Source organism: Leeia speluncae (assembly GCF_020564625.1).
GTDB classification, from domain to species: Bacteria; Pseudomonadota; Gammaproteobacteria; order Burkholderiales; family Leeiaceae; genus Leeia; species Leeia speluncae.
The window spans coordinates 360,221-379,378 of record NZ_JAJBZT010000003.1 but is presented as its reverse complement, the minus strand read 5'-3'; the positions used below and the strand labels follow the sequence as shown (position 1 = coordinate 379,378).

Sequence of the window (19,158 nt, the reverse complement as noted above, 5' to 3'; positions counted from 1 at the left end):
TTGTGGGGAATCGGTTGACCAATTGTTCTATTGATATGAAAATTGAATAATTCGACCTCAAATATTGTTGCAGGGAATAGTTGCATGCTAAATAAATTGCTAAAAAACATCTCGCTTTCGATGGCTCTGATTGCATTAAGTGGCGTTGCTACTGCTCAGATTTATGTATGGACTGACCCTGCAACGGGCAAAAAGGTTTACTCAGACCAACCCCCTCCTGCAAATGCGAAGGATGGACAGGTTAAAAACTTGGGCGGGAATGTTGTTTCTTCCGGTGGTTTGCCATTTGCAGTGCAAGATGCAATGAAGCGTAATCCTGTTGTGCTGTACGCAAATAAATGCGATTTGTGTATCAAAGCAGTAACCTTGTTGAATAATCGAGGTATTCCATTTTCGCAGAAGAACCCTGAGACAGAAGGTGCTTCAGCTGAGCAATTGAAAAAATTGGTTGGCTCGCTGCAGGTACCGGTATTGACTGTCGGTACAAAAGTGTTGAAGGGGTATGATGAGGCAGCATGGACAGCTGCGCTTGATGCTGCTGGGTATCCAAAAACTAGTATGCGAGGGGTTAAGTCGGTAGATGATGCTTCTAAGCCTACAGGGAGTGCGAGTGCAGGATCCGCTCCTGCCGCAAACAAATCATCTTCAGGAAGTGCAGGATCTTCCTCATCATCTAGCACAACAAGTTCGTCTAGTAGTAGCGCCTCTTCAAGTGCAGGATCATCTAGTGCGCCAATTAAACCGCCTGGTGAATAAAGCTCTTTTGTTCTAAAAGCCGCATGAACATCATGCGGCTTTTTTATTTTGTTGGCGTATTTTTTCCATCGCTAAGCCATTGAACACATCTACCCATTTCTTGCTAAATTGTGCATTTGCACAGGCATTGATTTCAGATACTGCGCGCAATAACGATTTGCCATAGGTGCGATCTGCACGCGGGTTAGTCATGGAGAAAAACGCATCGACAATGGCTAAGATTTTCGCGCCATCACAAATAGCATCTTCTTTTAGCCCTTTCGGATAGCCTCTGCCGTCTACTCTTTCATGGTGCTGCATGACCATTACCGAAGCTGGTTGCCAGTTAGGCATTCGCATCAATATTTCGCTGGCAAAAACGGGGTGTGCATGAATGCCTTCTAATTCATTGGCTTCATATTTTCCCATTTTTTGAAGTTGGGACTCTGGCAGTAAAGCCATTCCAAAATCATGTAGATAGACAGCTGCTGCGAGTTGTTTTTCATTGATGGGTTTGCCTGCCGCGCGGTTGATCGCCATAGCTAAGGTCATTTGAAATTCTGTTCTGCCAGACCAGAATGGATTTTTATTGTCAAATAACTTGGATAAGCGAGCGAAAAAGGCTAGGTCTGCGTCTAAGTCGGCAGAGGTGTTTTTTTCAGTTGGGTCTGCCGGGTTGTCGGTTTCCGTCGTGGGGGCGTATCTACCTGACATTAAATCGATAATTTGTATGGCAAGTTCATCTGCTTGTGCTGCTGGACATGTGGGTAATTTCATCAGCTCCTCTTCTATTACCCCTGGTTCGAAACCCGCTAATGTTCGGACATTAGAGACTTGTACAGCCATTTCCCGTAAACGATCTAGCGACAAAAGGATGACTTCACCAATCACGCCACTACAGGGAAAGCTTCCTTTTTTTACAGCGGAAAGAACCTCTTCTATTTTGTGGGCGTAGTTTACCAATGGGTCACATTGGCACATAGCGAAGTTTCCCTTGATAGAATGGACTTCTCTGTAAATATCATTCATCAATTCTGTATAGCTAGGGTCTTCGATGAGTTGGTTAATATCGGGTTCAATGCGCTCCATGGACTCATCCATTAATCCAATAACTTCAGGAAGAAGCGATAGGTTTGTTTTTCCGAGATCCATCTGAAAGAACCTTTAGCGCAAGTATGATGTTTTGATGTATTTAAGTGTCTCTTTATCGTTTTATAGATAATAAAAATTGGGATTGCAAACTGCTTTTTTTGAGAGGTAAGGTGAATAATGCTGCTGTATTTACATGGGTTTCAATCGAGCCCTCGGTCTGCAAAGGCATGGGAATTAGGTCGGTATATCGATGCGCTAGGTAGGAGTGACCTAATGGTGCCGATGTTGCCTGATCGGCCAATGGCGGCGGCAGATGTGATGTGCGAGTTAGTGGAAAAGTCATCTGAACCATTGTGTTTGGTGGGGAGTTCGCTTGGTGGCTTTTACGCGCAATGGTTGGCCGAAAAGTATGCATTACCGGCTATTTTGATTAATCCTGCGGTGGAGGCGCCGACTTTACTTGCTTCAAGACTAGGTCTGCATCGCAATCCCTATACGGGTTGTGAATATCGCTTAACGGATCTGGATTTGGCGGTGTGGCGGCAAATGGCATTGCCAGTTACTAATCCTGATCGATATTGGCTGATGCAGCAAAAAGGCGATGAGGTACTCGATTATCAGGCTGCAGTTGCTCATTTTCAGGGGGCAAAGATCACTTTAGAAGAGGGTGGCTCGCATCGATTTGATGGGTTTGATGTTTGGTTGCCTCAAATTATTTCTTATGCAGACAGTCAGGCGGTAATGCCTCGTTCTCCGGTATAATGGCCTATTAATTTTTTGATTTCAGTGTTGCGTTTGTCATGAATGTATTGTTTGAAGAAGATGGAAGTTTCAAAGTCGGCCACGTGATGAGTGAAGCAGAGGCTTCCTTGCAAATAGAGAGTGTGTCTGGCAAGCGCAGCAAAATTAAAGCCTCAAACGTGATGTTGCGATTTAAAGAGTCATTAAGTGATTTTTTAAAGTTAGCTGAACAGCAGGCTGAAGAGTTAGACGTCGATTTTTTGTGGGAAATGGCGCCTGATGAAGAGTTTGGCTTTCTCGAATTTGCCGCTGATTATTACGGGGTATCGCCGGTGGCAAGCGTGCAATCTGCTGCGATGTTAATCCGACTACATGCAAACCCGATGTACTTTTATCGTAAAGGTAAAGGTCGATTTAAAGCTGCGCCAGAGGAATCGTTAAAGGCTGCGATTGCAGGGCAAGAGAAAAAACGTCTTCAAGCCGAAGAAATTGCCAAGATGGCAGATATGCTCGTCAATGGCCAATTGCCAGAGCGTTTTCCGCCTCAAGTTCGTCATCTCTTGTATAAGCCTGATAAAAATTGCGTGGAATATAAAGCACTTGAACTGGCCATGCAGTCGTCTGCAAAGTCTGCTTTGCAGCTTTTGATTGAGGCGGGCGGTGTAACTAGCCATCACGATTATCATTTGGGCGCATTCTTATTTGAATACTTCCCTAAAGGAACTGCGTTTCCTGAGGTAGAGTTGGCAACGGTTGATTTGTCTGATTTGCCAAAATCAACATCGAAAGCTTTTTCGATTGATGATGCCGCAACAACTGAAATTGATGATGCTTTTTCTGTGGAATGGATGCCTGATGGCGGCGCGAAAGTGGGTATTCATATCGCGGCACCTGCACTAGGTATTGAGAAAGGCGGCTCGATTGATGAAATCGCTATGAGCCGTTTGTCGACGGTTTATATGCCGGGCAATAAAATTACGATGTTGCCGGAAAATCTGGTTTCTCAATTTACCTTGCAAGAAGGACGCGTTTGTCCTGCATTATCATTGTATGTCTTAGTGACGCCATCAGGTGAGATTTCACCGGATATTACGCGCTTAGAAATGATCGAAGTCGTTGCAAACCTTCGGCATGATGCGCTTGAGCCAGTCTTTAATGAAGAAACATTGGCAAATGAAGGCGCGCCAGATTACCCGTGGAAACGTGAGCTAACCTTGTTGTGGAAGTTGGCGAATCAACTCGAGGTGAATCGAGGTAAGGCGGATGCGAATCGTCCAACCCAGCTAGATTATGGTTTTGTGATCGACGGCGAACACGTCTCTATTGTGCCTCGCAAGCGAGGGTCTCCAATGGATAAACTGGTCTCTGAGTGGATGATCTTAGTGAATAGCCATTGGGGTAAATTGCTGGCTGATCATGATATTCCTGCTATTTACCGCGCACAGTCTGCCGGCAAGGTGCGGATGACCACTAGAGCGGAGCCTCACCAAGGTTTAGGGGTTGCTCAATATGCTTGGTCTAGCTCTCCTTTGCGTCGTGCGGTCGATTTAATTAACCAACGTCAATTAATTGCTTGCTGCCAAGAGACAAAAGCCCCGTATCCAAAAGGGCAAGATCTCTTTGTGCCGATGCGCGAATTTGATGCGACCTATAGTGCCTATCTGAGTTTTCAAGATCGCATGGAAAACTATTGGTGCCTAAGATATCTTGAGCAAGAATCCATTACCGAACTCGATGGCGTTGTGTTACGAGATGGGCAAGCAGTTCGGTTGCAGGGCATGCCGCTAGTGGTTAAGCCAGAAGCAATGCCCGTGTTGCCACAAGGAAGTAATGTGCGGGTGAAGGTGCTCGAATTAAACTTCTGGCAGAACAGCGCAAGGATTCTATTTGTTAAGTCTGATCAAGTGGCGTTAGCGGAAGAAGATGTGCAAACCGAGGATATGACGAATGCGTGACAGTGAGGCTTTGCTCGCTTAGAATGCACACTGTTCACGGAGTCCCTATGGCATCGGTTTCTGACAAAAAATCTACTCGTTTTTCTCCCGCACTGATGGTGGAATTTGCGCCGCCTAGAAAGCCGCGTACTTGGCCGCTGTGGAGTGCATTAGCATTATCACTAGTGCTCCATGCTGGGGTGATCAAAACCCATTTTGTTGATCCGATGTTAGATGCTTTTTCCAAAGTGCCGCGCAAGCTAGAAGTGGTGCTAGTGAATGCGAAGCACAAAAAACCGCCTGTCGACGCCCAAGCATTGGCGCAAGCTAACCTAGATGGTGGTGGCAATACCGATGCAGATCGCATGGCCAAATCGCCGCTACCAGCGATGGATAATGATCTAAAAGGCGATGATTATGAGCAGTTGCAAAAGAAACAGCAGGCATTAGCTGCAGAGGCACAAGAGCTTATTCGCCAAATCCATCAGCAAAAAACGTCAAAAACCCAGGTCGATGTCGAGAAATTAAAACCGCAAGAGGTGGGCGTGCCTACGGATGTTGGGGATGCAGAGCTTCAAAAGCAGCTTGATATTGCACGTTTAGAGGCGCAGCTAACGAAAGAGTACGAGGCTTATCAGAAAAAACCACGTCGTAAATATATTACGGCGAGAACGCGAGAAAGTAGTTCTGCACTGTATTACAGTGTGTGGAAAAATAAAGTGGAGCATGTGGGTGAGCTAAACTACCCGAAAGGTCTGTATGGCTCCCTAAAGCTCGTGGTGACGATTCGCAAAGATGGCTCTTTGGACGATGTCGAAGTCATCAAGAGTTCTGGCAATAAAAAATTGGACGTAGCTGCAGCAAAAGTAGTGATGCTAGCCGGGCCATTTCAAGCGCCTGGTGCTGCTGTGTTAGGTGAAGATAACCGATTGTCGATCATCTCCACCTTTACGTTTACCAATACGGGTAAGCTAAATAGCACCTTAGAAAACGAATAGGCGATTAGCCTTTTGCAATTTTAAAGAGGGCGAGCGCCGCTTCCCTCTGCGTTGCATGGTCGACAATCGGCTTGGGGTAGTTTTTGCCTAGTGTTACCCCTGCTATTTCTAGGGTTTGCCTGTCAGCCAACCAAGGGGCATGAATCCATTTGTTGGAAAGATTGGCTAACTCTGGTACATACCTTCGAATAAATTTCCCTTCCGCATCAAATTTCTCACTTTGGCTAATAGGATTAAAAATTCGAAAATATGGCTGTGCATCACATCCTGTACTCGCCGACCATTGCCAGCCACCACTGTTGGCTGCCAAATCAAAATCTAATAGTTGTTCTGCAAACCACGCCTCGCCTAAGCGCCAATCTACTAATAGGTCTTTGACTAAAAATGATGCCGCAACCATGCGAAGTCGGTTGTGCATATAACCACTTTGGCTAAGTTGTCTCATCGCGGCATCAACGATTGGATAGCCGGTTTCCCCTTTTTTCCATGCGTCTAACCATGCCTGATTGTTTGGAAAGGCAAGGTTTTGATATTCCGCCTTAAACGATGAGTGAACGACATGAGGGAAATGCCAAAGAATTTGGTGATAAAAATCCCGCCAAATAAGTTCGCTTAACCAGGTGTTGGCGCCTGATGAGCTATCGTGCATGGCAAAGTTGGCCAGCTGGCGGATGGACACGGTGCCAAACCGTAAGTGGATTGATAGATAAGAAGGGCCTTTTATGGATGGGAAGTCTCTGGTTTGATGGTAAAAAGGTAGGCGATGGATAAAGTCTTGCCATAATTTTTCAGCCCCATCTTCGCCTGAAAAGACATTTTTCGTGGCTAATGGTTGTGGTTCAAACCCTAGTGCTTCCAATGGCATCCAATCGTAGCCCGTTACTTTTGCTAGTTGGCCAGTATTCGGTTTGGAGGGGTACGCGCGTAAGTAAAACGGCGTTACTTTTTTTAGCCAAGCGTTTTTATATGGGGTAAATACGGTATAAGGTTTTCCGGCTTGGGTAAGGACTTCATCCTTTTCAAAGATGACTTGATCTTTAAAGTCACAAAGCAGACAGTCGAATGTGCTTAGCTGTTCGGCTACTGCCTGATCTCGTTCGATAGCAGCGGGTTCGTAATCTCGATTGCAAAAGACTGCTGTGGCGCCGACGGCTTGGGCAAATTCGGGTATGCAGGTACGAGGGTCTCCCTGCAAAATATGTAACTTACTGCCTTGCTTGATGAGCGCTTCATGAAGTTGTAAGCAGCTTTCCCAGATAAATGTCACGCGTCGATCTTCTTTGGAGAGCTGAGACAATATGGTGGTATCAAAGACAAAGACCGGCAATATGGGCGCATTTGTCTTAATGGCATGGTAAAGCGCGGCATGGTCAGCTAGTCTTAAATCTCTTCGAAACCATAAAATTACCGGTCTTGTCATGGAGCTATCTTTCCCAAAAATCATCAAGATGCAGAGTGATAAGTATTATCCGAAGTCGACTTAGTTTGAGTCGTAATCCCACTTTAGCGTCAAGCTGTGAGATAATTTGCTTATGGAAAATGTCAATCTTACCCATCACTTCCTAATTGCCATGCCTAATATGCAAGATCCTCATTTTATGAGGACGATTGCCTATATTTGTGAGCACAATGAGCGTGGCGCTTTAGGCATTATTGTAAACCGTCCGACGGATCTCACGTTAAAAGAACTATACGAGCAAGTTGATATCCCGCTAGAAGACGAGGAAATTGGCAAGCAGCCCGTGTTCTTTGGCGGTCCGGTACAAATGGACAGAGGGTTTGTTTTGCATCGCCCTGTTGGCAGTTGGTCTTCTACCATGGCAATGAATGGTGATCTTGCACTGACAACTTCAAAAGATATTCTACAAGCAATTGGCCAGCATCAAGGCCCAACCCATTTTATGTTAACGCTAGGATACTCTGGGTGGGATGCCGGGCAGTTGGAAGAGGAAATTGCGCAGAATGCATGGTTAACTGTGCCTGCGACGCATGAAGTGATTTTTGATGTGCCAGTGGAGAATCGATTCGAGGCGGCGATCTCTCAGTTAGGTATCGATTTAATGAATTTATCTGATCAAGCTGGGCACGCATGACCGAAGACGTCTTTCCAGCGCCGCTTCTGCCAAAAGCTGGATGGCAATTGCCTTCCCAAGGGACTGTACTTGGGTTTGATTTTGGAGAAGCAAGAATTGGGGTGGCAACGGGTGATTTGTTCATGCGACTTGCCACGCCATTGCAAGTCATTAGTGAAACACTGACGGATAAGCGTTTTGCTGCCATTGAAGCAATCATTAAAGAATGGCAACCCGTTTGGCTAGTGGTTGGCCGGCCATCTTATCCCGATGGTGGAGCGCATCCCGTTGCCGCTTTAACAGAAAGATTTGGGCGTCGTTTATATGGTCGCTTTAATCTTCCTGTCACATGGATAGATGAACGTTATACCTCTAGTGTGGCGAGCCGTTTATTGTGGGATCAGCAAATTAAAGCAAAGCAGCATAAAGGTAAGTTAGACCAGCTAGCTGCGCAACAAATATTACAAGATTTTTTTGATCATCATTCTCATGGTGGCTGAAGTAGTCACATGACCTGGAGTCGATAAATATGGAATTTTTGGGTAGCCATCTTATTTCAGCAGAACAGTTATCAAGAGAAGATATTGCGACGGTGTTTAGAACTGCGGCAATGCTAGAGCCTGTGGCGCAAGGCCAAAAAATCACGCAAGTATTAAATGGCGCAGTGCTAGCAAACTTGTTTTTTGAACCATCAACACGTACGCGTATTAGCTTTGGCGCCGCCTTTTCACGCCTAGGTGGACGCGTGTTAGATACTACCGGATTCGAGTTCTCTAGCTTTGCTAAGGGTGAGTCAATTTATGATACAAGCCGTGTGATTTCTGGTTACGCAGATGTAATGGTGGTTCGTCATCCTCATTTAGGTGCGGTCAAAGAATTTTCTGAAGCGAGTTGTGTTCCGGTGATTAATGGTGGCGATGGTCCAGGCGAACACCCAACACAAGCGTTGCTAGACTTGTATACCTTGTCTAAAGAATTAGAAAGATCGCCAGAGCAGTTTGATGGTATTCGGATTGCCCTAGTAGGTGACTTGAAATACGGTCGTGCGGTTCGTTCATTGGCAAAGTTGATGGCATTGTTTAATAACATTACCTTCAATTTAGTGGCGCCAGATGAACTACAAATGCCGCAATCGATGGTGGATTACCTAGAGGCGCGTGGCCACACAGTTTACAAAACGGCCAATCTAGAAGATGGATTGGATGAAGTCGATGCCATCTATACCACACGCATTCAAGAAGAGCGTTTCCCGAACCCAGAAGATGCAGAACGTTTTCGTGGTAGTTACACCATTAATCGTGATGTGTTTTCCCGTGTGTGCCGTCCAGATGCTGTGTTAATGCATCCGTTACCGCGAGATAACCGCACTGAAAACTGTGAGTTGAATAACGACCTGAATGACCATCCTCAACTCGCGATTTTCCGTCAAACCGACAATGGTATCCCTGTTCGCATGGCATTGTTTGCACTAGTGCTAGGCGTGGTTGATGAGATCCCCGGTTCATTGCGCGACCCTCGTTGGCAAAATCGTCGTCGTTATTTTTAATACACTATTAATCACTGTAGGCTGGCATCAAGTTGCCAGCCTTTTTCATTTCTTTAGGAACTGAACGTGGATGTCATTTTATTAATCAAAGCCGCCATCATGGGGGTGGTTGAAGGCTTAACAGAGTTCCTACCTGTCTCTAGTACGGGGCACTTGATTGTAGCGGGTGACCTGATTAACTTTTGGACAAAAGAGAAGGCGGATGTTTTTGAGATCGTGATTCAGTTGGCTGCCATTTTGGCGGTTTGCTGGGAGTTTAGAGCACGAATCAAAGATGTGGTGACTCGATTACCTTATGAGCGCTCTGCCCGGAAATTTGTGATTAATCTATTCATTGCCTTTTTGCCTGCGGCAATTTTAGGTGTGTTGTTTATTAAAAAAATTAAAGAGCATTTATTTAACCCTGTTGCAGTGGCAACTGCCTTGGTACTTGGTGGTTTAGTCATCTTATGGGCAGAGAAACGTCAGCCTCGCGTGCGTGTGCACGAAGTGGATGAAATGAGCTATGGTGACGCACTAAAAATTGGTTTGGCCCAAGCGTTGGCGTTGATTCCTGGAACTAGCCGCAGTGGTGCAACCATTATTGGTGGTTTGCTATTTGGCTTGTCACGTAAAGCCGCAACCGAGTTTTCATTCTTCTTAGCGATTCCCGTGATGTTTGCTGCAACGGCAAAAGAACTCTGGGGCGTTATTCATCCTAAAGCTGGCGCCGCACATATTGCCTTTACGTCTGCCGATTGGTTAGTGTTTGGTGTTGGTTGTTTCACTGCATTTATCAGTGCGTTTATTGCCGTGCGTGGCTTGCTACGGTTCGTGTCACGTCACGATTTCTCTGTTTTTGCATGGTATCGGGTTGTTTTTGGCGGCATTATTCTGGCCACATGGTACTGGGGCATTGTTAGCTGGGCTTCATAAGGAATCGGTATGTCAGAAGATAAATATCAAGCCGCTACCGCACTTACTCATTTAGGTAGAGAGCCAAAATCGGTTCAAGGACCGGTTAATCCCGGCGTGATTCGCGCTTCTACTCAACTATTCCCCAATACGAAAGAACTATTGGCAGCAAATGGTACACGTTGGGCGTATGGCCGTTATGGAACACAAACCCATGCGGCGTTAGAGTCAGTGCTGTGTGAGCTAGAAGGCTTTGAGGGCTGCTTGCTGACGCCATCTGGATTGTCTGCGGTCACAGTCACGTTGCTTGGTTTATTGCGTACAGGTGATCATTTGCTAATGCCTGATAGCGTTTATGACCCAAGCCGTCATTTTTGCGATCACGTTTTGCGTGAAAATGGTGTGGAAGTCACGTTCTACGATCCACTCATCGGCGCTGAAATCGCGACTCTGATCCAGACAAATACAAAAGTCGTATTTGTTGAGTCGCCGGGCTCTCATACGTTTGAAGTGCAGGATATCCCTGCGATTGCGAAAGTGGCGCATGACGCCGGCGCTATCGTGGTGTCAGATAGTACTTGGGCAACACCGATCGGCTGGGTGCCCCAAGCATTGGGAATTGATGTCTCTGTTCATGCGGCGACAAAGTACATCGGTGGGCATTCTGATGTCATGATGGGGGTGGTGTTAGCCTCTGGTGCCGCGTTCAGTAAAATTAAAGCAATGCATAAGTTACTGGGGCTGGCAGTGAGTGCAGACGAAGCATCGCTCGCCCTTCGCGGTGTGAGAACGCTATCTACCCGGATGAAACAGCATGCGAAAAATGGATTGGCGATTGCTCATTGGTTAGCAACACAACCAGAGGTGGAAACGGTGCTGTATCCGCCACTGACTGGTGCGCCGGGGCATGAACTCTGGAAGCGAGACTTTAATGCTTCCGTTGCCGCGAGCCTCATGGGCGTGGTGTTTAAATCATCGGTTCATCGTGCAGCCGCAGTGAGCTTGGTCGATACAGTGAAACTATTTGGGATTGGGTATAGCTGGGGCGGATATGAGAGTCTTATTCTCGCTTCGAAACCTGCTGCCAGTCGGACTCAAACTGCAGATAGATGGCAAAATGCCATGGTGCGTATTCATGTTGGTCTTGAAGATCCAGAAGATCTTATCCGAGATTTGGAGCAAGGGTTTTCTGCGTTAAGACAAGCAATGTAGTGGTAGTTGGGTTGATTTCATTTGCGTTGGATCAATCCTGTTTTTTTACATATTTTGTGTTGCATGGCATTATGATGGCTGTGTAATTTGGATGATGTCATGGGCTGGATTTCTTTATCAATTCTTTCGTCAAGCGAAGAGGCTGAAAAGCTTTCGGATGCATTGTTTGAGCTAGGCGCGCTTTCTGTCAGTATTGAAGACGCACATGCTGGGACGGAACAAGAGCAACCGCTATTTAATGAGCCGGGCGAAGCGGTCGATTCTTTGTGGAATCATAGCCGAGTGCTTGCTTTACTGCCGGAAGATAGTGATGCCGAAGCGTGGGTAAATGCGCTGGTCGAAGGATTGGGGTGGGATCATGTGCCAAGCTATACCGCTGAAAAAGTGGAAGAGCAAGATTGGGTTCGTTTAACCCAAAGCCAATTTGATCCAATCCGCATTTCAGATCGTTTATGGATTACGCCGACTTGGCATGAAGCTCCGGGTGAAGGCACGGTGAATCTTTGGTTGGACCCAGGGCTTGCATTTGGTACTGGTAGCCACCCAACGACTAGACTGTGTTTGGAATGGTTAGATAAACATCTCGTTCCGGGAACCGAGGTGCTGGATTATGGTTGTGGTTCCGGTATTTTAGCGATCGCAGCCAAAAAACTAGGGGCAGGTAGTGTGATTGGTGTGGACATCGATCCGCAAGCCATGATTGCAAGTAATGATAATGCCGCACAAAACCAAGTTGAAATCAGTTTTTATTTGCCTGATGCTGCGCCGGAAAGGCAATTTGCACTGGTAGTTGCGAATATTTTGACCAACCCGCTGAGAACGCTCGCGCCATTATTGTCTGGTGCAACTGAAGTAGGTGGCAAGATTGTGTTATCTGGTATTTTGGTTGAACAAGTGTCTCTCGTTCAAGAAGCGTATGCCCCTTGGTTTGATCTGGTATTAGAAGATCAAAGGGAAGGTTGGGCTTGTTTAAGCGGTACCCGTCTACGTTAATAGAGTAAAAGGAAGCTCATGCACTACGCCACGCGATGCCCAAATTGCCGCACTGCCTTCCGTGTAAAAGCGGATCAGTTAGCCGCAATGTCTGGTCGAGTGCGTTGCGGGCGTTGTGCCTATGTGTTTAATGCACTAGAGCATTTATTGCCTCCTGCAGATGGACCAAGAACGGAGCTACCTGCAGAAATTGCACCTGAAACCGCGTATGGCGAAGCAAGAACCATCATTGCATCTGAAAACAAATTAGAAATTAAGCCAAAAGAAGCGCCAGAAAAGATCATTTCATCTGGCGGAGCAGATACGCATGCAGCGTATAGTGAATTAAGTAAAAAAATTCTTTCTATCGAAGAAGAGGCGCTAAAAGATATTGATCTAGCGTCAGCTGCACTAGGTGCTGCAGATAACGCGTCTACGCCATCTGAGTCCAATCCTCAGACGGCAGAAGTGCACAATGAGGACGTGCTTGTTGAAGAGGCCCCACCCGTTGTAACACCACCGCCTAATGTGCCTCAGCGCCCCGCTATTAATACGCCGACAGGCCCAATTGCGGTGATTGTGGATACGCAATCTGCCCCACCGTTAGCGTCCCCGACTTCCGTGGTTGGGGTGGTGGATGAGTCTCCCAATCCAGATTTGGATTTGTCTGCCTTGTTAGAATATGGTCAGAGAAAACGCTTTAGCTGGACATGGTTCCTTTTGGCGTTGATCACCTGTTTCGTATTAATTGCACAATGTGTATGGATTTGGCGTGAGCCGTTGCTAAAAAGCTGGCCTGCTAGTAAACAGATTTGGACGACGCTTTGTCCTAAATTGACTTGTGAAGTGCCATTAGTAAAAGATGCGACGGCGCTTGCGGTAGATAACGTCACGCTTGAAGAAAAATCTCGCCAACCGAAAACGGTGATTTTATCGTTAGAACTAAGAAACGGTGCGGACTATGCCGTTGCTTATCCTATGTTGGCATTAACACTGACGGATACCAATAATCAACCGGTGGCGAAAAAAGTATTGTCGCCTACGGATTACTTAAATCCAAAAGATAAAAAACAAACCACTTTACCCGGTGGTTCTGGCTTGACACTCAAAGTGCCTTTGGCGTTAGATGAGATTAATCCTGCAGGTTATGCAGTAGAAGCTTATTATTGAGTAAGTATTCATTAGCAGCGAGATGCTGCTTCGACACAAACTGTGTAGAAGGCAATTTTTGTCTTCATCTTTGTAGTTATTTTATGGAGTGAACATGAGTATCCCTGCAGATCGTAAATATGCCGCTTCTCATGAGTGGTGCAAAGTAGAGAACGACCAATTAGTGACCGTAGGGATTTCCGATCATGCCCAAGAATTGCTAGGTGATTTGGTTTACATCGAATTACCTGAGGTTGGGCGTGTTGTCGAGGCGGAAGAGGCTTGTGCTGTGGTAGAGTCCGTTAAGGCTGCATCAGATGTATATTCTCCAATCGCAGGGGAAGTGGTGGAAGTGAATCAGTCGGTAGTGGATGGCCCAGAAGCCGTGAATACAGACCCATACGGCAACTGGTTGTTTAAAGTAAAGCCTGCAGACGTTGGTGCTGTAGATGCACTGCTTGACGCGAGTGGCTATGCTGCAGAGATTGGTGCTTAATTTAAAAGTATCTTTCTTCTGACAGAAATTCAGATAAACCAATAGGAATGGGCTTGCCAATTTGAGAAAAGTCACCCATTCTTATAGATATGCCGCACAACCAAGATGGTTGCTTGCGTATTGATGATCGAATAAGGAGACCAGTCAATGTCTACTGTATTGCTGAGAGGTGAGCCGGTGAATGTCGGTGGAACCTTCCCGCGTGAGGGTGACACAGCGAAGAGCTTTATGTTGGTCGATAAGAATCTGAACGATGTGTCATTGTCCAGTTTTTATGGCAAACGAAAAATCCTGAATATTGTTCCAAGTCTGGATACCGCCGTTTGTCTTGCCTCTGCACGTAAGTTTAATGAAGTTGCTGGGCAACTAGATAACACCGTTGTACTAGTGATTTCTGCCGATCTACCATTTGCTCAAGCACGTTCGTGCGCGGCAGAAGGCTTAGAAAATGTAATTACACTATCTTCTATGCGTGGTCGCGATTTTTATAAAGATTATGGTGTGATGATCACAGATGTGCCGCTATCAGGTTTGATGGCGCGCGCAGTGATTGTGCTAGATGAAGAAGACAAAGTGCTTCATTCTGAACTAGTGCACGAAATTACCAGTGAACCAAACTATGATCGCGCACTGAAAGCGCTAGAACCGCCTCCGACAGAAGGTTGATGGTTTCTGCTGACGCATAACAAGCCTGCCAGTAAAATGGCAGGCTTGTTTTTTTGTATTAGGTTGAATGGACGTGCTATCTCAACGCCAAGTCTGGAATCCTCATGTGTTGCAATCTGGTCAATGGTTTTCTCCTCTGTACGAATGGGACGAAGCGATTCAGCGGTTGCTAGATTGGCCATCTTACGATTGGTTAAACGCAGAAGCGGTTCGGCTACATGTATGCAATGATCAAGGCATGCCACTTGAGTTCATTCAGCAAGATGAACCGATGAAAGCCTTAGCCTACGAAAAGCAAATATACGAAACAGGCAAAGTGCCTACTCGGCTAGCCAATTGGCACGATTTCTTTAATGCCTTATGTTGGTTTCGCTTCCCTAACAGTAAAAGCATCATGAATGCGATGCATGCGAAAAGCGAAGATACGATCTCCGCTCGTGGCAAGATGAGAGATGCGCTAACCTTATTTGATGAATGTGGCATCGTTATCGAAGTCGCGGATGATACGTGGAAAACCAGACTTCAATCGCATGACTGGAAGGGCGTTTGGTGGGTAGATCGGCAAACTTCCGAGGCAGAGGTTGAATACACTTTGTTTGGTCATTCTGAGTTTGAAAAGGGAATGACTCCCTTCCGCGGTTGGACGGCGAAAGCGCTGTTTCTACCTAGAAATCCAAATATCTCTTTAGATGAGCGAGTCGCTAATGTGTTGGCTTCTGGTGCGCTGATGCAGCCTAGAGAACTAAGCCCTCTGCCCGTGTTGGGCGTGCCAACATGGCATGAGGGCCAAGATGCATCTTATTACGATGATACGGATTATTTTAGACCTGCAAGACAGCGCGTTTAATCTTGCTCCGCGGCTTGGTAGAACTCGGGGTACTGTACTTTGACCGCATCTCCATCACTTCTCCAGCCGTGACAGGTGTCAATCAGCGGCGCAATATGAATAGGGGAGGTCGATGGCACATCTAGCCCTAAATCTCTTTGACGCTTGCGTTGACCAGAAGTAACCGTCTGGTAGGCGGTCGTCGCAATAGGCCCCATCAACTCGGTCATGTGAGTACAGCCTTCACGGCCTTTGAAAATGGTTTTTAGCTTTCTGGTAAACCCCGGGCCAATGGTTAGCCCAATCAGTTTTTTATACATGACAGCAACTTCCGGGCAGGGCAAAAATGGGCCCGCGTCGGAAATCGCATCTGCGTCGACAATCTCGTAAGATTCATTAATCGTGATACGGATTGTCATGTCATGCAAGGCTTCACCGGGTTGTCTCACGCGGTTATCGTAAAAGACCATTTCATAACTTTTGGTGTCAACGATTCTGCCTTCAATGTCCCAAAGGCCATCTGAGCGCGAGTAGCCTTGGCAAACCACTTGTCTGGTGTGAAAAAGTGTTCTTTCTGCTGGTGGGGGTAGCATGTGTATCCTCATACTCCTTGGCAATATAGCGTCTTTACCAAGGTTGGCTGGCTTGTTTTCTCCGGTAGTACGGTTTTGTTTTGATTATGATGCAATGCGTTTAGTGTGCAAAGCATCTCTATTCTATGCCAGATTATCAAGGATGACGATAGTTAACATTAGCCATCTTCACGGCCTATGAATCAACCGTTTTTGTATAAACATAAAAAACGTCATCACGAATATAGCCTTCAGACGCATACAGTGCTTGTGCCTTTAGATTATCTTTAGCCGTAGAAAGATCGAGCCTGGCTTTGCCTAATGATTTTGCTAAGGTCTCGGCGGCTTGCATTAGGTCTCTTGCCGCAGAGAGTCTGCGGTGAGCTGGTGTGACGTATAAGTCATACAAAATAAAAATAGGCGCGGCGATGACAGAGCAGTAGCTATGGTAAAGCTGGCAAAAGCCAACAATCTCACCACCTTCTAATTCGGCAATCAATACGATACTTGCTTGCTGGCTAAGTAGTGTGGTCAAAAATTCAGCTGCCTTAGATAGATTGGGGGCTTGCTCATAAAATTGCCGATAAGCATCAAATAAAGGGGCAATTTTAGGGATGTCTAACAGACTGGCTTGGCGAATCTGGATGGTCATGTTGTGCTCCAATCAAACTAAATCGTTATGGGCGAGAAATCGTGACACCCGCAAGCGGATGATCTAATTGACTATCTCCATAGGTGTGTAACACCTGCTGAATAATGACTTGGTAACCATCTAGCCATTTGGATTGCGCAGATTTTGCCGATTGATGTGCCGGATGGTTCATCAATGCAGATAAAGCCGCCTCGTCAGCCCAATAGTAGGTGCTCAGGGTTTGCCCTTTTTCTGTATTTTCCCAACTGGTTTCGCCAATATAGCCAGGTAGCGATTTAGCAAATGTCGCTATTTCATTATCCAAACGGTGAAACTCTTCATCAAACTGTTTTTTCTTAAAGATAAACGTGGCGGCTATCATTTGGCGTTTCCCTTTTGCTTTCCATTGGGTAAAGATAACGCCATAATGGCTTTCATAAAAGTGCCAATTGGTACTAATAAAATAGAACCAATTTGATGGGGAAGTGATGGAAAGTACGATTTCTGTAGAAACCTTGCAGCATGCATGGTTGTTAGATTTGGCCGTTGCACCAAGTTTGCCGATGAATCGACGCTTATATCTCCTGCTGAGACAGTCTATCTTAATTGGCAACATCAAAATTGGCGCCAAACTCCCCGCCACAAGGCAATTAGCGAAAGCGCTAGGAATTGCCAGGAATACGGTGATCTATGCATTTGAATTGCTGCAAGCCGAGGGCTTTTTAAATGGACAAACAGGGGACGGGACATATGTCGCGGATGTTAGTTTTTTTACGCAGCAACTATCCAACCAACAAGCCGCAGTAGGGCATCCTCAATTTTCCCAGCGTGGCATGCAGATAATTGGGGATACCCAATTAGTGCCTAGAATCCAATCCCAAACACATGCATTTATCCCCGGCATTCCTTCCGTCAAAGATTTTCCTTTGGATAAGTGGATTAAAACGCTGAATCAAGTGGTTCGGCGTTATGAACCAGATTGGATGGGCTATGTTCGAGAGGGGGGCGTTGCAGAATTAAAAATGGCGTTATGCCAACATTTGCGGCTGACTCGCGCATTAAATTGCGAACCAGAACAAATTATTGTGACGGCAGGTACGCAGCAATCTTTAGATTTATTGATTCGATCCTTAACGGATCACGATGATTTGGCCTGGATTGAAGATCCTGGTTATAACGGCGCTCGCTCAGCTATGCGGGCCTCTGGCGTATTTCCTTGTCCGGTACCAGTAGATGAGGAGGGGTTATATTGGGAGGGAGAGTCCGCATTGCCCGTTCCAAAGCTAATCTACATTACCCCTTCGCATCAGTATCCTCTTGGTAGTGTGATGAGCCTGGCACGCAGACAAGCGTTGCTGCAATACGCCTATCAAAACAATTGCTGGATATTAGAAGACGATTACGATAGCGAGTTTAGATATGCAGGCCCGCCACTCACCGCTTTGCAAGGGCTTGATCAGCAGGGGCGAGTCATCTACATGGGGACATTTAGTAAGGTGATGTTCCCTGGCTTGCAATTGGGCTACTTGGTCGCTCCCAAGTCATTGGTTTCTGGATTGATGAAAGTGCAGTCACGGTTGTATCGGGAAGGCCAATATTTGGTTCAGGCGGCATTGGCACAATTTATCGATCAAGGACTTTTTGCCGCGCATATTCGCAGGATGAAAAGCATCTATGCAGAGCGTCAAAGCTTATTAAAAGAGACGTTATCAAATGAGTTGAAGCAAGAGGCACGCTGGTTGGGCGGCAGTGCGGGTTTGCACTTAGTGATTGCCTTGCCAAACACAGTTGACGATGTGGCCTTAAGCCAAGACTTATTGCGAGACCATATTATTGCACCAGCACTTTCCACTTACTATACCGGCGAGGTGAGGCAAAAGGGCTTGATGCTTGGGTATGCGGCGGTGACGCAAGAAGATATGCCGTTAGTGGTCAAACTATTGGCGAAACATTTATCTAATTACTTAGATAAAGTCTGTAGCTGATGTTGCCAGTAAGTGATGCTATTGGCTAAATTCTTTTTGGCCACGTGGTTTAGGTGTGCTAGGGCAGGTAAATGAAAGATAGTTGGTCGATCAGCAAATTGCTGTAAAACTGCTAGTCTGCCTTTCGCAAAATCAATGTCCGGAATATGAGCGTACTCCAAGCGTATTTGGTGTTCGTACTCCATAAAGCGAGTATCGTCTGCGCCCAGAATACTTAAATCAATTTCTAGCAATCGCTGTGTTAGCGGATCATCGCTGCGGTGTTTCTTGGTTGCCAAAATCATCTGATGCACTTGGCAAAGCTTGATGCTCCCCAGCTGGCTTTGCTGAAGCCAAGCAGTCGCCATTTCTGCGCTAACTTCTTCATTGTCGGCTCTGGTACTGTCGTATTCAATATCATGAAACCACAGTGCAAAACTGAGGAGTTGTTTTTCTGGGGGGGCTAAGGCTGTGGAAATCGCATCTAGCCAGGTAAAACATTCTGCTAGATGCTGTAAGGTATGATAATGCCGGTTGGAAGTAGAGTAGGCCGTGCTTAGCCTTTCCCAAAACGGGAGACAATGCTCGGCATTGCCTCCAATCGATAGCCAGTCTTGCTGCCATCTATCAAAAAGGGATGTTTTTACGGCCGTCATGA

Annotated in this window: 21 protein-coding genes; 15 read left to right on the top strand and 6 right to left on the bottom strand. The window is 46.2% G+C overall.

The window, feature by feature from the left end; all coding sequences use genetic code 11:
• Positions 1-84: 84 nt before the first annotated feature.
• Entirely contained in the window at positions 85-756 is a 672-nt protein-coding gene (locus tag LIN78_RS07705) for a glutaredoxin family protein (RefSeq protein ID WP_227180184.1), read from the top strand.
• A 30-nt stretch (positions 757-786) separates the two neighbouring features.
• On the opposite strand, the gene LIN78_RS07700 is transcribed toward LIN78_RS07705, so the two are convergent.
• Entirely contained in the window at positions 787-1,887 is a 1,101-nt protein-coding gene (locus LIN78_RS07700; RefSeq protein WP_227180182.1) for an HD domain-containing phosphohydrolase, read from the bottom strand.
• A 117-nt stretch (positions 1,888-2,004) separates the two neighbouring features.
• On the opposite strand from LIN78_RS07700, the gene LIN78_RS07695 reads away from it, so the two are divergent.
• From LIN78_RS07695 to LIN78_RS07685, 3 genes are read left to right on the top strand one after another with little or no spacing between them, the layout of a single operon-like run.
• Positions 2,005-2,589, top strand: a complete 585-nt coding sequence (locus LIN78_RS07695; protein WP_227180180.1) for a YqiA/YcfP family alpha/beta fold hydrolase — start codon at positions 2,005-2,007, stop codon at positions 2,587-2,589.
• A gap of 38 nt (positions 2,590-2,627) precedes the next feature.
• Positions 2,628-4,523: a ribonuclease catalytic domain-containing protein gene (locus LIN78_RS07690; RefSeq protein WP_227180178.1), complete on the top strand. Its 1,896-nt coding sequence runs from the start codon at positions 2,628-2,630 to the stop codon at positions 4,521-4,523.
• Positions 4,524-4,570: 47 nt separating this feature from the next.
• Positions 4,571-5,500 carry an energy transducer TonB gene (locus LIN78_RS07685; RefSeq protein WP_227180176.1) on the top strand — a complete coding sequence of 310 codons (930 nt, stop codon included), beginning with the start codon at positions 4,571-4,573 and terminating at the stop codon, positions 5,498-5,500.
• Positions 5,501-5,504: 4 nt separating this feature from the next.
• Here LIN78_RS07685 and LIN78_RS07680 read toward each other — a convergent pair whose 3' ends face one another.
• A complete protein-coding gene (locus LIN78_RS07680; protein WP_227180174.1) occupies positions 5,505-6,920 on the bottom strand; it encodes a cryptochrome/photolyase family protein in 1,416 nt (471 codons plus the stop codon).
• 112 nt (positions 6,921-7,032) lie between these two features.
• Between LIN78_RS07680 and LIN78_RS07675 the strand changes: the two genes are divergently transcribed.
• The 10 genes from LIN78_RS07675 to LIN78_RS07630 all read left to right on the top strand — a co-directional run bounded on the left by LIN78_RS07675 (position 7,033) and on the right by LIN78_RS07630 (position 15,354).
• Positions 7,033-7,593 carry a YqgE/AlgH family protein gene (locus tag LIN78_RS07675; RefSeq protein ID WP_227180172.1) on the top strand — a complete coding sequence of 187 codons (561 nt, stop codon included), beginning with the start codon at positions 7,033-7,035 and terminating at the stop codon, positions 7,591-7,593.
• Entirely contained in the window at positions 7,590-8,072 is a 483-nt protein-coding gene (gene ruvX / locus LIN78_RS07670; RefSeq protein WP_227180170.1) for a Holliday junction resolvase RuvX, read from the top strand. The genes LIN78_RS07675 and ruvX overlap by 4 nt, the downstream gene beginning before the upstream one ends.
• A gap of 29 nt (positions 8,073-8,101) precedes the next feature.
• Positions 8,102-9,118, top strand: a complete 1,017-nt coding sequence (gene pyrB / locus LIN78_RS07665; RefSeq protein ID WP_227180168.1) for an aspartate carbamoyltransferase — start codon at positions 8,102-8,104, stop codon at positions 9,116-9,118.
• A 66-nt stretch (positions 9,119-9,184) separates the two neighbouring features.
• Positions 9,185-10,033 carry an undecaprenyl-diphosphate phosphatase gene (locus tag LIN78_RS07660; protein WP_227180166.1) on the top strand — a complete coding sequence of 283 codons (849 nt, stop codon included), beginning with the start codon at positions 9,185-9,187 and terminating at the stop codon, positions 10,031-10,033.
• Between the two features lie 9 nt (positions 10,034-10,042).
• Positions 10,043-11,224 (top strand): cystathionine beta-lyase, encoded by a 1,182-nt coding sequence (metC, locus tag LIN78_RS07655; RefSeq protein ID WP_227180164.1) that lies wholly within the window; start codon positions 10,043-10,045, stop codon positions 11,222-11,224.
• A gap of 99 nt (positions 11,225-11,323) precedes the next feature.
• Positions 11,324-12,217, top strand: a complete 894-nt coding sequence (gene prmA, locus LIN78_RS07650) for a 50S ribosomal protein L11 methyltransferase (protein ID WP_227180162.1) — start codon at positions 11,324-11,326, stop codon at positions 12,215-12,217.
• Positions 12,218-12,235: 18 nt separating this feature from the next.
• On the top strand, positions 12,236-13,366 hold the full coding sequence (locus tag LIN78_RS07645) for a DUF3426 domain-containing protein (RefSeq protein ID WP_227180160.1): 1,131 nt from the start codon (positions 12,236-12,238) through the stop codon (positions 13,364-13,366).
• A 94-nt stretch (positions 13,367-13,460) separates the two neighbouring features.
• Positions 13,461-13,841, top strand: a complete 381-nt coding sequence (gcvH, locus tag LIN78_RS07640) for a glycine cleavage system protein GcvH (protein ID WP_227180157.1) — start codon at positions 13,461-13,463, stop codon at positions 13,839-13,841.
• 147 nt (positions 13,842-13,988) lie between these two features.
• On the top strand, positions 13,989-14,507 hold the full coding sequence (gene tpx / locus LIN78_RS07635; protein WP_227180156.1) for a thiol peroxidase: 519 nt from the start codon (positions 13,989-13,991) through the stop codon (positions 14,505-14,507).
• Between the two features lie 67 nt (positions 14,508-14,574).
• Entirely contained in the window at positions 14,575-15,354 is a 780-nt protein-coding gene (locus LIN78_RS07630; protein WP_227180154.1) for a DUF3025 domain-containing protein, read from the top strand.
• Here the strand turns inward: LIN78_RS07630 and LIN78_RS07625 are convergent.
• The 3 genes from LIN78_RS07625 to LIN78_RS07615 form a co-directional block, all read right to left on the bottom strand.
• On the bottom strand, positions 15,351-15,926 hold the full coding sequence (locus LIN78_RS07625) for a DUF2889 domain-containing protein (RefSeq protein ID WP_227180151.1): 576 nt from the start codon (positions 15,924-15,926) through the stop codon (positions 15,351-15,353). The genes LIN78_RS07630 and LIN78_RS07625 overlap by 4 nt on opposite strands.
• A gap of 175 nt (positions 15,927-16,101) precedes the next feature.
• Positions 16,102-16,557: a GNAT family N-acetyltransferase gene (locus LIN78_RS07620; protein ID WP_227180150.1), complete on the bottom strand. Its 456-nt coding sequence runs from the start codon at positions 16,555-16,557 to the stop codon at positions 16,102-16,104.
• A gap of 25 nt (positions 16,558-16,582) precedes the next feature.
• Positions 16,583-16,918 (bottom strand): antibiotic biosynthesis monooxygenase family protein, encoded by a 336-nt coding sequence (locus LIN78_RS07615; protein ID WP_227180148.1) that lies wholly within the window; start codon positions 16,916-16,918, stop codon positions 16,583-16,585.
• 106 nt (positions 16,919-17,024) lie between these two features.
• Here LIN78_RS07615 and pdxR point away from each other — a divergent pair, with 106 nt between their 5' ends.
• Positions 17,025-18,521, top strand: coding sequence for a MocR-like pyridoxine biosynthesis transcription factor PdxR (gene pdxR, locus LIN78_RS07610; protein ID WP_227180146.1), 1,497 nt, complete (start codon positions 17,025-17,027; stop codon positions 18,519-18,521).
• Here the strand turns inward: pdxR and LIN78_RS07605 are convergent.
• Positions 18,497-19,156: an HD domain-containing protein gene (locus LIN78_RS07605; RefSeq protein WP_227180145.1), complete on the bottom strand. Its 660-nt coding sequence runs from the start codon at positions 19,154-19,156 to the stop codon at positions 18,497-18,499. The two genes, pdxR and LIN78_RS07605, sit on opposite strands and share 25 nt — an antisense overlap.
• Between the last annotated feature and the right edge of the window lie 2 nt (positions 19,157-19,158).

Excerpts from the sequence above, each read along its gene's own strand:
- LIN78_RS07625 (WP_227180151.1), bottom strand. The coding sequence starts at position 15,926 with ATGCTACCCCCACCAGCAGAAAGAACACTTTTTCACACCAGACAAGTG.
- LIN78_RS07695 (WP_227180180.1), top strand. The coding sequence starts at position 2,005 with ATGCTGCTGTATTTACATGGGTTTCAATCGAGCCCTCGGTCTGCAAAG.
- LIN78_RS07685 (WP_227180176.1), top strand. The coding sequence starts at position 4,571 with ATGGCATCGGTTTCTGACAAAAAATCTACTCGTTTTTCTCCCGCACTG.
- LIN78_RS07700 (WP_227180182.1), bottom strand. The coding sequence starts at position 1,887 with ATGGATCTCGGAAAAACAAACCTATCGCTTCTTCCTGAAGTTATTGGA.
- LIN78_RS07630 (WP_227180154.1), top strand. The coding sequence starts at position 14,575 with ATGGACGTGCTATCTCAACGCCAAGTCTGGAATCCTCATGTGTTGCAA.
- LIN78_RS07675 (WP_227180172.1), top strand. The coding sequence starts at position 7,033 with ATGGAAAATGTCAATCTTACCCATCACTTCCTAATTGCCATGCCTAAT.
- LIN78_RS07705 (WP_227180184.1), top strand. The coding sequence starts at position 85 with ATGCTAAATAAATTGCTAAAAAACATCTCGCTTTCGATGGCTCTGATT.
- LIN78_RS07645 (WP_227180160.1), top strand. The coding sequence starts at position 12,236 with ATGCACTACGCCACGCGATGCCCAAATTGCCGCACTGCCTTCCGTGTA.
- pdxR (WP_227180146.1), top strand. The coding sequence starts at position 17,025 with ATGGAAAGTACGATTTCTGTAGAAACCTTGCAGCATGCATGGTTGTTA.
- LIN78_RS07605 (WP_227180145.1), bottom strand. The coding sequence starts at position 19,156 with ATGACGGCCGTAAAAACATCCCTTTTTGATAGATGGCAGCAAGACTGG.
- ruvX (WP_227180170.1), top strand. The coding sequence starts at position 7,590 with ATGACCGAAGACGTCTTTCCAGCGCCGCTTCTGCCAAAAGCTGGATGG.
- LIN78_RS07680 (WP_227180174.1), bottom strand. The coding sequence starts at position 6,920 with ATGACAAGACCGGTAATTTTATGGTTTCGAAGAGATTTAAGACTAGCT.
- pyrB (WP_227180168.1), top strand. The coding sequence starts at position 8,102 with ATGGAATTTTTGGGTAGCCATCTTATTTCAGCAGAACAGTTATCAAGA.
- LIN78_RS07620 (WP_227180150.1), bottom strand. The coding sequence starts at position 16,557 with ATGACCATCCAGATTCGCCAAGCCAGTCTGTTAGACATCCCTAAAATT.
- tpx (WP_227180156.1), top strand. The coding sequence starts at position 13,989 with ATGTCTACTGTATTGCTGAGAGGTGAGCCGGTGAATGTCGGTGGAACC.
- gcvH (WP_227180157.1), top strand. The coding sequence starts at position 13,461 with ATGAGTATCCCTGCAGATCGTAAATATGCCGCTTCTCATGAGTGGTGC.
- LIN78_RS07690 (WP_227180178.1), top strand. The coding sequence starts at position 2,628 with ATGAATGTATTGTTTGAAGAAGATGGAAGTTTCAAAGTCGGCCACGTG.
- metC (WP_227180164.1), top strand. The coding sequence starts at position 10,043 with ATGTCAGAAGATAAATATCAAGCCGCTACCGCACTTACTCATTTAGGT.
- prmA (WP_227180162.1), top strand. The coding sequence starts at position 11,324 with ATGGGCTGGATTTCTTTATCAATTCTTTCGTCAAGCGAAGAGGCTGAA.
- LIN78_RS07615 (WP_227180148.1), bottom strand. The coding sequence starts at position 16,918 with ATGATAGCCGCCACGTTTATCTTTAAGAAAAAACAGTTTGATGAAGAG.